Source organism: Myroides odoratimimus, assembly GCF_030326305.1.
GTDB lineage: Bacteria > Bacteroidota > Bacteroidia > Flavobacteriales > Flavobacteriaceae > Flavobacterium > Flavobacterium odoratimimum_A.
This window is the reverse complement of sequence record NZ_JACAKB010000023.1, coordinates 18,063-33,127: the sequence shown is the minus strand read 5'-3', so window position 1 is coordinate 33,127 and position 15,065 is coordinate 18,063. Positions and strand designations below refer to the sequence as shown.

General features: G+C 32.5%; 16 protein-coding genes. 13 read left to right on the top strand and 3 right to left on the bottom strand.

Annotated features, from left to right (window positions below):
• The first annotated feature begins 56 nt into the window (after nt 1-56).
• Nucleotides 57-1,136 carry a hypothetical protein gene (locus tag HX049_RS14290; RefSeq protein ID WP_286416669.1) on the top strand — a complete coding sequence of 360 codons (1,080 nt, stop codon included), beginning with the start codon at nt 57-59 and terminating at the stop codon, nt 1,134-1,136.
• A 49-nt stretch (nt 1,137-1,185) separates the two neighbouring features.
• Nucleotides 1,186-2,055 carry a sensor histidine kinase gene (locus HX049_RS14285; RefSeq protein WP_286416668.1) on the top strand — a complete coding sequence of 290 codons (870 nt, stop codon included), beginning with the start codon at nt 1,186-1,188 and terminating at the stop codon, nt 2,053-2,055.
• Between the two features lie 4 nt (nt 2,056-2,059).
• Here HX049_RS14285 and HX049_RS14280 read toward each other — a convergent pair whose 3' ends face one another.
• The gene (locus HX049_RS14280; protein WP_286416667.1) at nt 2,060-2,821 is read right to left on the bottom strand and encodes a hypothetical protein; all 762 of its coding nucleotides are present in this window, start codon (nt 2,819-2,821) and stop codon (nt 2,060-2,062) included.
• A gap of 329 nt (nt 2,822-3,150) precedes the next feature.
• Here HX049_RS14280 and HX049_RS14275 point away from each other — a divergent pair, with 329 nt between their 5' ends.
• From HX049_RS14275 to HX049_RS14255, 5 genes are all read left to right on the top strand, one after another.
• A complete protein-coding gene (locus tag HX049_RS14275) occupies nt 3,151-4,629 on the top strand; it encodes a catalase (protein WP_286416666.1) in 1,479 nt (492 codons plus the stop codon).
• 145 nt (nt 4,630-4,774) lie between these two features.
• Nucleotides 4,775-5,821 (top strand): tyrosine-protein phosphatase, encoded by a 1,047-nt coding sequence (locus tag HX049_RS14270; protein ID WP_286416664.1) that lies wholly within the window; start codon nt 4,775-4,777, stop codon nt 5,819-5,821.
• A gap of 56 nt (nt 5,822-5,877) precedes the next feature.
• Nucleotides 5,878-6,489, top strand: coding sequence for a hypothetical protein (locus HX049_RS14265; RefSeq protein WP_286416662.1), 612 nt, complete (start codon nt 5,878-5,880; stop codon nt 6,487-6,489).
• 22 nt (nt 6,490-6,511) lie between these two features.
• Entirely contained in the window at nt 6,512-7,195 is a 684-nt protein-coding gene (locus HX049_RS14260; protein WP_286416661.1) for a DUF4328 domain-containing protein, read from the top strand.
• 23 nt (nt 7,196-7,218) lie between these two features.
• Entirely contained in the window at nt 7,219-7,917 is a 699-nt protein-coding gene (locus HX049_RS14255; protein WP_286416660.1) for a hypothetical protein, read from the top strand.
• A 76-nt stretch (nt 7,918-7,993) separates the two neighbouring features.
• On the opposite strand, the gene HX049_RS14250 is transcribed toward HX049_RS14255, so the two are convergent.
• Together HX049_RS14250 and HX049_RS14245 are read right to left on the bottom strand one after the other, a co-directional pair.
• Nucleotides 7,994-8,323, bottom strand: coding sequence for a lipocalin family protein (locus HX049_RS14250; protein ID WP_286416658.1), 330 nt, complete (start codon nt 8,321-8,323; stop codon nt 7,994-7,996).
• Nucleotides 8,324-8,457: 134 nt separating this feature from the next.
• Nucleotides 8,458-9,954 (bottom strand): PLP-dependent aminotransferase family protein, encoded by a 1,497-nt coding sequence (locus tag HX049_RS14245; RefSeq protein WP_286416702.1) that lies wholly within the window; start codon nt 9,952-9,954, stop codon nt 8,458-8,460.
• Between the two features lie 152 nt (nt 9,955-10,106).
• Here HX049_RS14245 and HX049_RS14240 point away from each other — a divergent pair, with 152 nt between their 5' ends.
• The 6 genes from HX049_RS14240 (at nt 10,107) to HX049_RS14215 (ending at nt 15,064) form a co-directional block, all read left to right on the top strand.
• A complete protein-coding gene (locus HX049_RS14240) occupies nt 10,107-10,910 on the top strand; it encodes a hypothetical protein (protein WP_286416656.1) in 804 nt (267 codons plus the stop codon).
• A gap of 129 nt (nt 10,911-11,039) precedes the next feature.
• Complete coding sequence (locus tag HX049_RS14235) at nt 11,040-11,369, top strand: DMT family transporter (RefSeq protein ID WP_016649011.1); 330 nt, start codon at nt 11,040-11,042, stop codon at nt 11,367-11,369.
• A gap of 318 nt (nt 11,370-11,687) precedes the next feature.
• Nucleotides 11,688-12,278 carry a Crp/Fnr family transcriptional regulator gene (locus HX049_RS14230; protein ID WP_286416653.1) on the top strand — a complete coding sequence of 197 codons (591 nt, stop codon included), beginning with the start codon at nt 11,688-11,690 and terminating at the stop codon, nt 12,276-12,278.
• Nucleotides 12,279-12,380: 102 nt separating this feature from the next.
• Nucleotides 12,381-13,001, top strand: a complete 621-nt coding sequence (locus HX049_RS14225) for a hypothetical protein (RefSeq protein ID WP_286416651.1) — start codon at nt 12,381-12,383, stop codon at nt 12,999-13,001.
• A 12-nt stretch (nt 13,002-13,013) separates the two neighbouring features.
• Nucleotides 13,014-13,415, top strand: a complete 402-nt coding sequence (locus HX049_RS14220) for a DoxX family protein (RefSeq protein WP_286416650.1) — start codon at nt 13,014-13,016, stop codon at nt 13,413-13,415.
• A 734-nt stretch (nt 13,416-14,149) separates the two neighbouring features.
• A complete protein-coding gene (locus HX049_RS14215) occupies nt 14,150-15,064 on the top strand; it encodes a pirin family protein (RefSeq protein ID WP_286416648.1) in 915 nt (304 codons plus the stop codon).
• Nucleotide 15,065: the final 1 nt, after the last annotated feature.

Below are 15,065 nucleotides of genomic sequence, written 5' to 3'. Positions count from 1 at the left end.
TCGATGCGGATGATAATTTTTTATACTTTTAGCTTTTCTTAGAATCAGGAAGTGTAATGTTTAGAAAATACATTTTATATTGTTTATTAATCCCTTTTTTTCATAGTTGTACTAAAAAAGGGGAAAGACAGTTAGATGTACAAAAGCATAATCTGCACGCTGGGAAAGTAGAAAAAATGTATTATAATGATACAATTAATTACTCAGAAACTGACCGTCTAGTTAAACGACTATTGCTATTAGGTAATGCTTATTATAGACCAAGTACATTAGCTAATAAAGATGATATCTATAAGGAAAAGAACAAGTTAACTTATGCGTATCTTAATGCCTTAAAGAATCAAGATAGTGCATCTCTAGCCAATACTTATTTTGACTTAGGAGAACATTATCAATATACTACTGTATCTGATAGTAGTTATTACTATTACAATAAATCAGCACAATATTACAAGAGTATAAAGGATATTAAGAACCTTCAAAAGACTTATTTATACTTTAGTATATTGCTTTCTAGTAGAGGGGTTTTCTTAGAAGCTCAATTACAGTTGTTACAAGCAATAGCTTTAAATGGAGATAATGTAGATAAACATACTTTATACAGTCAAGCATTCATATTAGGAGTGATAGAATTGGGCTTAGAAAGAAATGATAAGGCTATAACTATGCTAAATAAAGCTGATGAGTATTTGGGGGCAGAAGAATTAAAAAACTTCTATTCGCAAGAACAAATACTCATGAATAAGATTTCTATTAAAAATAACCTCTCTCGTGCGTACATAGAAAAAGGGAATTATGATCAAGCAGAGCAAATTATTCAAGAAGCTTTTAAACATTTAGAGCTATTAGAAAATAAGGATAAAGAGTCTTTTTATTCTATGTTATTGCACACTAATGCTTCTCTTCAATTAAAAAATAAGAAGTACGACTCTGCGATAAGTTATGTGGTCGAGGCAATGAATCACAGTCTAGGTATAGATAATCTACATGCCTATAATCTAAACAAAATATTATATGCCGAATATAAGTTAGAAAGAGACGAACTCACGCATGGAATTCAGTTACTAGAAGAAGTGTTATCTTCTGCTACTCACTATGATGATTTAAGAATACAGAAGAAAGCGTTAGAGTTATGATAAACTTGATTCTAAAACTAACTTTTCTTATTATCAGTATATCAATGAATTGATTAATAACGATATTAATACGATCAGAAGCAAGTTCGCACGATTACAATATGAATCAGACTCTCTTATCAGATCAAATCAGATATTAAAAGATCAAAATAACCTTATAACTTATGCGAGTATAGCTTTGTTTTTTAGTTTTATAGGAATATTGTGTATTGTCTTTTATAGAAGTAAAGCTAAAGAAATAGCTCTTGTTCAGATGTATCAGAAGGATACTGAGAATTATTATGACTCTATTATTCATATTCAGAATAGTATAACAAGAGCACAAGAATTAGAACGAAAGAAATTTGCTAAGGAATTGCATGATGGTGTTTTAAATAAGCTATTTGTTACACGATTTTCTCTTTTACAGTTAGAAAACGATAATCTAGAAACTATTAAAGAGTCTTTAGTTAAGGAGGTACAAGAGGTAGAGCGATTTATTAGAAATAGTTCTCATGCATTATACAATGAAGAGAAATTCTTAATTAGCAATTTTGGACAACTTTTAGAGGAATTAGTCTATATGCAAAATAGAAATGTTAGTACAGTCTTTGATTGTAAAATAGATTCTAAAATAGAACTAGAGAAGCTAAGTCATAAGATCAAGGTAAATATTTATAGAGTGCTTCAGGAAGCGTTTCAGAATGTTCAGAAATATGCTGAAGCGAGAGAGTGCAGGCTAATAGTGGAGTATTTATCAAATGACTATTTCCGAATCGAGGTAGTAGACAATGGAAAGGGATTTAATGTAAAATCTGCTAAACGCGGATTGGGAATTAAAAATATGGAAGATAGACTACGTGTTTTGAATTCAAAGCTTATTCTTAAGAGTAAGAAAGGAGCTGGTACTTCTATATCCTTTACAATACGCAATAATTAAGGGGTTATACTTTATATATCATCCAAATATTAGGTTCTATATACTCACCTTTATTTAGCTCGACATTTACCTTAAGGGTACTTAATCCCATAGGTAATATATATTCTCCAGTTGATTGGAAAGTATATCCTGTCCATTTTTCCCATTGTAATATCGTTCCTTTAATATGAAATGAAGAGGAGCATACACCTTGAATTATAGCTCCATTGATTACATGTTTTCTAACCTCAATATCATATGGTAACCCTGAATTATTAATCCATTGTGAATAATTGGTTGTATCTTGAAGAGGGTAATGTTGTTTCATTTTAGGCCTAATCGGGCTGATAATATTTTGATATTTCTTTTGAGTAGCTATCTGTTTTAGGTTACTCATGATATAGCGGTGTATCTCATTTTCGGGATAAGACTTATTCGTAAAAATAGATAGACAACACCATGTATTCGGTTTTAGAATGCGTTCGTGATCAGCAAAGGATTTCTCTAATGCCCATCTCCATCCTCCTGCAGGAAGTTTAGCAAACTCTATTTTAGTTAAGTGTAAAGGAATACAATGGATGGTAGCAACGAGGTTGTTGTCTTCTAGTATTATGAATTGATCAGTAGAAAATACTGTAAAGATACTATTCCAATATTTGTTTCTTATGCTATCTGCATTTAAGTATGCTGGGAAAGTATCTAATTCTGTAATCTTTTGTATTAAGTTATCTTTCTGAACTGAGTTTAATTGATTAAAACATATAAAGCTAAATTCTGCTGTATTCATTGTGTGTAGAAAATTACCATTTGCTATGAGTTAGAAAGATACTGCATTTACTGAGATAAATATCTCTTTCTTGAGATTATTATTAACTATTTTATAATCAGAATATAAACTATTTTAATCTAAAAAATTGTATTTTTAGATATAGAAGTGGCTTGGAATTTGAGTGTAATGTATAAATATATGTATTGAGTATATTTATGTTTTTAATTTTAATAATAGATTTTACCAATAGTTGTATTGAGTCAAAGTATGCTAAAATCTAGTTATCAGTGGATTATATCTGTAAGTTTGTAAAAGAAAAAGAGAGATAAACGACAAAAATAATAATTATGAAAGAACAAAAATTGACAACAGCTTCAGGTAGACCTTATGTAGATCATGAGGATTCATTAACAGCAGGTGCTAGAGGTCCTGTATTACTAGAAGATTATATTTTACATGAAAAGTTAGCTCACTTTAATAGGGAGCGTATTCCAGAGCGTATTGTGCATGCTAAAGGTTCAGGAGCTTATGGAACATTTACAGTAACAAACGATATCACGAAATATACTAAAGCTAAATTATTTAGTGAAGTAGGAAAACAAACAGATGTTTTTGTTAGATTCTCTACTGTAGGTGGAGAGAAAGGGTCTGCTGACTCAGAACGTGATCCACGTGGTTTTGCAGTGAAGTTCTATACAGAAGATGGTAACTGGGATTTAGTAGGTAACAATACACCAGTATTCTTTATTAAAGATGCTAAGAAATTCCCTGACTTTATCCATACTCAAAAAAGACACCCAGGTACTAACCTAAAATCACCTACTATGGTATGGGATTTCTGGTCATTAAACCCTGAGAGTTTACACCAAGTATTGATCTTAATGTCTGATAGAGGTACTCCATTTGGATTTAGACATATGAATGGATATGGTAGCCATACCTTCTCTATGATCAATAGTGAGAATGAAAGAGTATTCGTGAAGTTCCACTTTAAAACAGCTCAAGGAATTAAAAACCTTACAGGGCCAGAGGCAGACCAAATGAGAGCGACAGATATGGACTATGCACAACGTGATCTATATGAAAATATCTCAAATGGTAATTTCCCTAAATGGAACTTAAAGATCCAAGTAATGACTGAACAACAAGCTAAAGAAGCAGTTGTTAACCCATTTGATGTAACGAAAGTATGGCCACATGGTGATTATCCACTAATCGATGTAGGTGTATTAGAGTTGAATAAAATGCCTAAAAACTACTTCCAAGATGTGGAACAAGCAGCTTTTGCGCCAACACATATTGTAGACGGTATTGGATTCTCTCCAGATAAGATGTTACAAGGACGTATCTTATCTTATCCAGACGCACAACGTTATAGATTAGGGACAAACTATGAGCAAATCCCTGTGAACCGTTGCCCATTTATGACTAATAATTATCAAAGAGATGGTTATATGAGAGTAGATGGTAATGGAGATGATGCACCAAACTACTTCCCAAATAGCTTTGATAATATTACAATAGACCAAAGTTATAGAGAACCAGCTCAAGAGCTGAATAGTGTTATCGCAGATAGATATGATAGAAATGGTGAAGGAGAGAATGATCACTTCAGTCAACCAGGAAAATTATATGAGATCATGACTGCAGAGGAGAAAACGAATACTGTTGCTAATATTGTTGCAGCAATGGGTGGTGTAGACGGACCTAAGCGTGATGAGATTATCGGAAGACAGTTATGTCACTGGTTTAGAGCTAATGTTGAATTAGGTACTAGAATTGCTCAAGGACTTAACTTTGATATCAGTAAACATATGAATTCATAATAGTTATCTATATATTTTAAAAGATTCCATTGCTTCTAGCATTTGGGATCTTTTTTTGTTTTTACTATTATTTATTGAATAGAGTAGTAAAATGGTATTCTAGATTATTATACCTATTTTTGTTAGTAACCTTAATTCAATATTTATGCGTCACTATACTTTAGTCAAGATAATACTTGTATCAACTCTATTTGTAGGATGTTCTTATCAAACTTATCAGCCTATTTATTTTTCTGATTTAGATAAAAATAAGAATGTAACAGAAGGTAAAAAAGGCTATATGGTACAGTTAGCCCCTGATGAAAAGCTTGTGTTAGATCAAAAAACTCAAGTAGAAACAGAGGTGGGTAAGTTCTTTGTACATAGAAGTGAGCGACCAGTATTTCCTATTGTTTCTAATGGTGATACTGTATATCGATCGAATAGACATATCGAGTTTAAGAAGGTTCATAACTTTCGTGATATGGGAGGGATTAGAAATAAAGATGGAAAACAGATTATATGGGGACATTTCTTTAGAAGTGGACACTTATCTAAACTAAAGAAAAAAGAGTATACTAAACTTGATAATCTAAATGTAAAAACAGTTATAGACTTACGTACAGATAAAGAAATAACGAAGAAACCAGATAGGGTACCAGAAGGCATAGAATATAAGAATGTACAAGTGTATGACGACTCTGAGGATATGTTCTCTAAGACTAAAAAGGAGGTGCTTAAAGGAAGAGTAACTCCTGTACAATCTGATAGTCTAGTGATGGAGTTTTATAAACTGTATATGACAGAGAATCCACAGTTAGTCAGAGGGATAATGGATGATGTTTTTGAATCTAAAGAAGCAGTATTATTTCATTGTTCTGCAGGTAAAGACAGAACAGGTATGATAGGAGCAATGATACTTAGCATTCTAGAGGTAGATAGAGAGACGATTGTTTCTGAATATATGTTGTCTAATAATTATAGAGTAAGTGAAGTAGAGGGAAGAATGAAGCTTGCTAAAGTAGGTAAAGTGATCTTTCCGAAGATTAACTATCAAGTCATAGAGAATTTCTCTTGGATTAAGCCTATTTATATTGAAGCAATGTTTCAAGGAATAGAGGAGAAGTACGGATCTGTTGATTATTATATTGAACAAGGTTTAAAAATAAGTAAAGAGAAGCGAGCTGAATATATTCAGAAATTTACCTATTAGTTATTTTGTGTTCGTTTTCAATTGTTTTAATTTAGAGAAATTAAAAGTTAGAATATATGTATAGAGTTATATTTACTATTGTAACCTTCTTCAGTGCTTTACTTATGTCAGCACAGGAGATGTCTTTTAGCCAAAAGATAGGCCAGTTAATGGAATTAGTAACAGAAGAGCAGGTTGATAATAGTCAAGTAAGAGAAATATTAAAGACCTTAGCTATTGCTCCTAAAGAAATGAAAGAAGGAGCTATGGATTACAGTATATATGATAATTTTGAAGGAGATACGTTGTATTATATTCCGTATAAGACAGCAGAAGAATCTCGTTTTTCTGTTGAGAAACTAAGACAGGGAGATAAGTTGTTTTATACACTTCAGTTTTTAATGCAAAGTACCTATACTAAAGATAAACAAGGCAATATAGCGTTTGTAGATCCTACGTATTTATATAATACAACAATAGAAGAACTACAACCTTATTGTACTACTCCGATGAAGTATAAAAATGGCAAAGGAAATAGTCCTGAGTCTCCATTGTTAAGCTGTGTTTATATCAATCCTAAAAGCAAAAGAAAACTAATGTATTGGGTAGTATGTGAAAATAAAATAGGCAATACAAAAGGAAATACAGTAAAAGAAATCAAGATTCAAAGTCAAGAACTTTGGAGATAAACTATAAATACAAATTAGAGATATGCTATTATCTAATGTAAGTAGAGCAGACGCCTTAATGGTCGCAATTAAGTTATTGATTATATCATCTGTAGCAAGCTTGAACTGTTTGCTTATTCAGCACAATATATATACTAAAGCGAATCTAGGAGTACAGTATATCAATAAGGATCTAGTAAGATTTGAAACTATAAATTTCATCGTAACGATATTGAATATTGTAGCAGGTGCCTTTTTTCTTATTGTATTTGTTGTATGGTTTTATAGAGCTTATGTGAATATGCAGTCTTTAGACACTCGTCTTCATGATTCTAAATATTGGGTGGTCTTTGGATGGTTAATACCTGTTTTTAATCTAGTGATGCCGTATCGTTTATTAAACAAGATGACAATCAGTGCGGTATCGTATATACATAAGAATACGACTACGAGATTGCAGAAGTTTAGGTTTTATTGGATTTTATTGATTTGGATTAGTTTCTTATTGATCTATTTGTTGCGTATGTATCAGTATAGTATGGCTACGAGAATAGATGTTATGTATATTATCGAACTAGGGATAATTATTAATGCATTATCATTACTTACTTTATTTGTGTTTGCTTCTTATTTTAATTTCTATAGAAAGATGGAAGCCTTAATCTATAAGTTAGAACATGAAAATAAAGAAGGTAATGTAAATTGTATTGAATTGGTAAGAGAATAATACACAAACCTAAAACTGTTTTTATGTCAGGAAAACAAGTTTTTTTACAATTCGTCCATGGTATCAGTGCTCCCTATCTAGATAAGGGGTTTATAGCTACTCAGAAAGGTCTAGTGCTCAAACAAAAGCTAGAGGACACAGGCTTTGAATTGGTGCTGAAGTTCCATGCAACTCAGAGTGATGTAAAGGCCAGTGTACAGCTATCATGCCTTATCATGGTATTATCGGAACAGCTAAAAAAGTGGAGGTTACAAAAGTATAGAAGTAGAGATCTAGCAGTAGACACTGTCTTTATATCCTATCTTCATGATATTATCCCTGTTATGTCTAATAAGTTTAGTTGGGAAATTACCCCAAAGAATATCGACGAACAAATAGTAGTTTTTAGAGAACTTTTAGTGAGTTATGTCAATCCTATATTTGAACAATTTAGAAATAAAGACTCATTGATCGCTTATACGATAGAACAAGGATGGAGATTTAATGTAAATATGTCTCCTAAACAGTTTGTCTATCCTATTGATTTTATGACCTGTTTTGCTTCTTATGAAGAGAACTGTTTAGGCTTTAACAACTTTATAAAGCAAGAAGGGCTAACAGGACAGGCTAAGCGCATCTATAAAGAAATGAGCTCTCCTAAGTATAAAGGATATATTAGCAGTGATGCTATAGAAGATAAATTATTCCAACTCGCTTATATGCATAAGATTCCGATTTGGTAATGAATCATTGTATAAAGACAAGAGCGAAATGTACACCTACATTTCGCTCTTGTCTTTTATATTGAACTTATATTATCTAGTTAGTACCTACTCTTTTATAAGTAAAATCTTGATTATTTTTTTCTAAAACAATGATATTCTCATTAGTCGCTTTTATTGTAAAGTGTAGTGTATCCTTATTAGAAAGAACTAAAAGCTCGTGATTCTGTACCCACCAGTTTTTATATTCATTATTAACCATATTCACAGATGTAGCGTCTCCATTCTCTTTTAAAGAAAAATTTTTAGGCTTTTCTTCATTAAAAGGAGAGAACTCTGTCCAATCACCAATAACTGCTTTACTCAATATCTTTTCTTGTTCTGACATCTCAGGAAGCTTAAAACTCTCTTCCTTTTTACAGCTCATGAATGTAACTGCGCATAATGTTATAAAAATACAAGTCTTAAATATTTTCATTTTAAATGTTGAAAATTTATAATAATAAATAAATATATTAATAATAATTAAATTTTGGTTATTTAATTACTATAGATTGAGTTCTATTTAGAAAATTTTAGTGTATGTATAGAGCGATATAGAATATCTAGGTTTACTTCCATTTCATCTTTTGTTAAGTGCCCGAATCCTAATCTCATACCTGTTAGTTTTTTATCTTGATAGAGTAGCGTTTTAGGTAGGTAAAGGTTATTCTTAGCGCATTGTTTATGGAGTTGCATTAAGTTGATGGGTATATTCCATTCTGTCCAGATAGCTAATCCACCAGCAGGTACTGTAAAATGAATATCATCATTAAAAAAATGTTGTAACAACTCTGCGAATGAGTCACGTCTTTCTTTATATATTTTAGAAGCTTTTTTTAGATATCTAAAGATTTCGCCTTCTTCTATTAATTCATTTAATACCTGTTCCATGATGATGTCTCCTCTAGGATCTAATAATCTTAGAAACTTTTGCATTTCTATTAGAACACTTTCTGGTGCTACAATAAACCCATGCTCAAAAGTGGGCGCTAATGATTTGCCAAAAGATCCAATGTATACTACCATGCCATCTGAGTCTACACTCGCTAGTGGTAATACAGGGCTTTTGTCATAATGAAAATCATAGTCATAGTCATCTTCTAGGATGATAAAGCCATACTTACGTGCTAAGTTAAGTAGTTTTACTCTGCGCTGTGCACTTAAGGTTACAGTAGTAGGGTAGTGGTGATGAGGTGTTAGATACAGCATACGGATAGTATGTGATTTACACATTTCTTCTACTGCTTGTACATCTATGCCCTGTTCATCTACAGGTACTGTTAATACATGAGCTCCAGTTTCTTGAAACGTCATATTACTAGAATAGTAGCTCAGCTTAGCTACGATCACTTTATCACCAGGAGAGAGTAATACCCTACAAGCTATATAGATACTCATTTCAGTATTACGAGTGATTAGTATATTATTCTTACTGATATGTAGTCCTCTAGATAGGTTTAGATAATTAGCCATATTGTTTTTGAATGGGTAGTTATCCTCACTTTTTATATTGTATAGTTTTTTTCGATTGCTTTTTCTTTTGAGGTTAGCGCTATAGAAAGAAGAGAGTTGACCTAGTTGACTAATTCTAGTATCTGTTGTCCCATCGTTAAACATATAGTCACAGTGGTTTGTCTCATAAGGAGAATCTAGTATATTATTGATTTGAAAAGAGTATCCAGGTTTAGCAGGATATTGTTGGATATTTTGATAATCGATATCTGTATTGGTCTTAGGTCGAATTGATTTTTTACTTAATACAAAACACCCTTTGTTAGGGATCATTTCTATCCATCCTTGTGTTGTTATTTCTTCAAATGCTGCAATTACTGTATTTCTATTTACAGATAGTAATGTTGCTATCGTTCTAGTCCCAGGTAGTTTAGTTCCCTCAGGGATAAAGTTGCGTTGTATAGCATTGCTAAATTGATTTGCTATCTGCATATACACTGCAGTAGTAGAGTTTCTATCTATTTTTATAAAACTCTGATAAGGTATTTTAGCCGGACTAGCCATGATGAATAATATTAAGTGTAATCTAATCCAGCAATATACATTTTTTAGCATATAGTAGTATCCTTTTATAACCAATATTTTTGAGAATATTGGCATTTAGTTTTTTGTGTCGTATTTTATATTTATATAATTTAGGGCTTTATTTTATAGCTATGAATGTATCGATACTTCAGATGGTTAGTGTAGTAAGTTATTCTAACGCATATTTAAATGATTGTTTACCAGAGATTTCTAATCAAGGAGAGAAGATCTCTATGTATTGTAATAAAGTGTTATTTCATATTCCTGTAGTAGGAGATAAGAATCAATATACAACTCAAGCACCTATAGACTGGTTTATTTCTTTAAAATTCAGAGGAGTGAAGCAAGTGAAGTTATTTTATCAATCTTTTGCTAAACCTAATACCCCTGAGTATATGACAGCCGGATTTGTAGGAGGTGGAGGAGTATGGATGGTAGAGACTGTCTTAGAAGATCGATCAGAATTTTGGTATAGCAAGTGGGAAGTCAATGAAGATAAGCGTCAGCTAGGGGCAGATAGAGTGTGGGATGTGATCTATAGACTTGCTCCTATCCATGAGTTGCCTAGTACTAAATATGATGTGACGGTACAGAGTATCGCCCTTGCGTCTGTATTAGATGAACTAGTAACCTTCTGTAAGCAAGAAGAGTTGTCTAATTGGGAAGCGATATTCTCAGGAGCGAAGAGCGTATTGGAGAATAAGAAACCATCATCTGCTACGTATCTAAAAGATATGATCGTACAAGGCGGATATACAGATGAGGCATTAGCCTTAATGGAGGCAGCGGATAGAGCTTATGTATTTGGAGGTATGGGGTCATGGAATGATGTAGGGCAACTGAGTGACGATGCTCAAGAGCAGAAATACAAAGAACTATCGGCGCAATTATATGCTGTTTTAAACCAAAGTATCCTAGCATTCACTAACTCTTGATGCTAATACAACTAAATCTCAACGATTATAAAATCGCTATATTAAAAATAATTGAGAATTTTATTTTCATTTGATAAAAAATAATAAAATAATATTATCCACCTTTGCACGCTTAAAATTTTAGAACAAATGAACTGGATAATTTTAATTATTGGTGGATTATTTGAAGTAGGTTTTACTTTTTGCTTAGGTAAAGCTAAGGAAGCTACAGGAGCAGAAGCAGTAGGATGGTATGCCGCTTTTTTGATAGCCTTAGTTTGTAGTATGGCAGCTCTTGTAAAGGCAACTCAATCCTTACCACTAGGAACAGCATATGCAGTATGGACTGGTATAGGTGCTGTAGGAACAGTATTAGTAGGAATATTTGTATTTAAAGATCCTGCTACTTTTTGGAGGATGTTTTTTATCGCTACTTTGATAGGCTCTATTATTGGACTTAAAGTAGTAGCTGCATCATAAGTAGTAATAAAGACTGTTTTTTAGAATCTATTATAGATAAATTAAAAAAGGGACTATCAAGCGATAGTCCCTTTTTCATTGATAAAAAGTAGTTGATTGTGTTGTTAATAGTAGTAATTATAGATTAAGACCTTCTAACCTTTGATTGTCTCATCCTAAAAGTAATAAGGTTTTTTAGAATACAAAACAGGAGTGTTTGTTAAGTTTCATTATAAAATGATATTGTTTGAAATGTGATATATTTTGTTGTAGATAAAGCTTTTTCTATCGTTTTTATATTGCTGTAAAAAGCGTTTCTTTGTTTTTTATTTTTGAGCAATGAATATGCAGAAGCAGTATTTTGAAGTTTTTATAGCACATTTAAGACAGACTATTACACTAGATGAACAGGCTGTACATAAAGTATTAGACAGTTTAGAAATAGTGAAGTTAAAGAGAAAGGAGTTTCTACTTACACCAGGACAACCTTCTAAATATATGCGTTTTATAGCAGAGGGTAGTGCTAGATGTTATTATCTAGACGAGAATAGTCAAGAGCATACCCTACAGATTGGTATTGAGAATTGGTGGATTAATGATCTGTATAGTTATCTAACGCAGAAAGACTCTCAGATGTATATTCAGGCTATCGAATCAGCTGTGGTCTTACAGATTAGTCAGGCTAATTTAGAGCGACTGTATTTAGATGTTCCTGAGATATCTACTTTCTTCAGAATTAAGATTCAGAACGCTTATGTAGCACTACAGGAGCGTATGTTAGAGAATCTCAGTACAGAGGTGTACTCTCGTTATCAGAATTTTATAAAGCAGTACAGAGATATAGAGCAACGTGTACCTCAGTATATCATTGCTTCTTACTTAGGTGTTACCCCTGAGTTTTTAAGCTATTTAAAGAAAAAGCACTTATAATAGATCAGTTTTTTTACCGTATAGGTGTTTCTTAAGTTATCTTAAGAAGCACGTTGTCTCGAGCTAATACATTTGTCCTATATAAATAATGATAGAATACAAATGAGATTAGCTTTTTTTTATGCAGTTGTTATAATGTTTTTTGGGCAAGGTGTTTTAGCTCAGAAATTTTCATATAATCCAGAAGGAATGGTAGGGCACCGTTCTTATTTTTACACCCATACATTTAATTATCAGATAAGTGATAAGGTAAAACTTCAGAACCTTATTCTATTCGATACAGAATATGATAATGATAAGCACAATATTCTATTTATGCGTAATACGTTAGCTTATCAATTTTCAAAACATTTTAGTTTAAACACTTCAGTAGGTATTAAGAATCCAGGCAAGTTTGCCAGTATGTTGTTACAATATCAGGTATCAGGTAAGGAGGTATTATTCTCTTATGCTGTAGGGACAACTTACCAAGCGGGTTTTACACTAGAACAATCATTGTTATTTGAATACAGCCCTCAGTTAACTGATAAGGTGAAAGGACTATTCAGAGTATCCGCAGTGGGTAATGTGAATGCAGAAGAATATACCAGAGGATTCCAACATATCAGATTAGGGGTGAAGTATGAGGAATATAGTTTTGGGATAGCAGCCAACTTAGAACAGTTTAATAATTCATGGAAACACCTAGAAAACGTTGGTGTTTTTGCAAAAATAAATCTTTAAAATACAATAGAAATGAACAAGAATCAAGATATCGGTTTATTAATTACGCGTATTAGTATTGGCTTTCCAATGTTGTTATACGGAATAGGAAAATTATTTAATGGTATTTCGTTTATCCAAAGTGTGTTAATGGATAAAGGGCTTCCTGCCTTTTTTGGATACGGAGTCTATGTAGGAGAAGTGATAGCACCTCTTCTGATCTTAATAGGATATAGAACGCGATTAGCCAGTTTAGTATTTGCAATTAATTGTATTACGGCTATGTTATTAGTACAGAGCTCAGATATCTTTAGCTTGAATGATAACGGTGGATGGAAGGGAGAGTTATTAGGTATCTATGCCTTAGTTGCTGTTGGGTTATTCTTTACAGGAGGAGGTAAGTTAGCCTTGTCATCTGAGCATAAATGGGATTAAATAGAAGAGGTAGAGTAGGTATTAATTTTATTCTAAAAAGAACATTATCATTATAGAGGTAATAAAATACTCTAGAATACTATCTGTGATAAAAATAGCATTACCCCCTGTCAATACTCAAGTTTAGTGAACTAAATGATGAGGTATAGTGTAGAATTATGAATAAAAAATCATTCTATTCGTTCAAATTGCTTTTTTGGCACAGCATTTGTTATTGTATAGATGTAGTATACATTTTCATAGTTATTTTTTTTTTGGAGCGATGTTAACCTAGTTAATTAACATCAGATAAGTAATAAAGATTTTATTATTTAGGTTTTGTTTATAAAGCATAAGTTTATTGAGTTGACTTATGCTTTATTTTTTTTATACACCATTAATGAGTGTAGTGCCTTAATCTTGGTGTAGGATGCTAGGAGATTCCTTGGGGGGTCTAGGAGTATTCTTGCTGAAAAACGTGCTTTGGGCTAGTAAACTCGAAGAAAACCTCTAGCAAACCTCAAGAAACTCGAAGAGAATATAAGGAGGAAGTCTATTTATTAGAAAGGGGAACTGTTATAAACGTTAAAAAAGTGTTTTCAACTTTACAGTATTCTATAGAATCATTATCTTTAAAGAGAAGAGTTTTGGGAGATAAATTAAGTGGTTCTTAATCTATATTAACTAGTAATGAATAGAGCTTCTATACTTTTACACTAGAACAATTAAGTATTCATCAATTAAATAATCATATTATGTCAAACGTAGATTTAGTTATAGAGGAACGTGCAGCGAGTATTGGTAATTTCTTAGTAGGTAGATTATTACCTTTTAGACAAAAGAGAACCGTAGGACCATTTTCTTTTATAGATCATATGGGACCTATATCCGTAGCAGAACACGATAATTTAGATGTAGATCCACATCCTCACATAGGTTTATCTACATTGACTTATCTATTCGAAGGACAGATCATGCATAGAGATAGTGTAGGAAGCGTAGAGCGTATCACACCAGGTGCGGTAAACTGGATGACAGCAGGTAGAGGTGTAGTACATTCTGAGCGCATGCCAGAAGATATACGTACTACTACACCAGATGCTATTCTACATGGGTTACAGATTTGGATAGCATTGCCTAAAGAACTAGAAGATATGGAACCTTCTTTTGTGCATATCGAAGCAAAAGATTTGCCTAGTTGGGAAGAGGATGGTGTGTCGTATAAACTGATAGCAGGAGAAGCATTAGGAAGAAAATCACCTGTGCCTGTACATAGCCCATTGTATTATATCGAAATCAAATCTACAGAACATAAAAAGATCAATATCGGAAGTGGACTATTCGGAGAGGCAGCGATGTATATCTTAGAAGGAGGAGTGAAGAGTGGTGAGCATGAGTACGAACCTAAGAATATCTTGATCTCTAATGATAGTACGCTATGTGAGTTCGAAATGAAGCCTAATACTACAGTCTATATCTTCGGAGGGGAACCTCTACCAGAAGAGCGCTATATACTGTGGAACTTCGTGTCTCATGATACTGATAAACTAGAGAAAGCAAAACAAGACTGGATCAATCAGAATTATGAGGTGTTTCCTTTAATTCAAGGGGATAGTGATAGTTATGTACCATTTCCAGAAGGGATGAAATCATTTAAAAATAAGAAGTAAT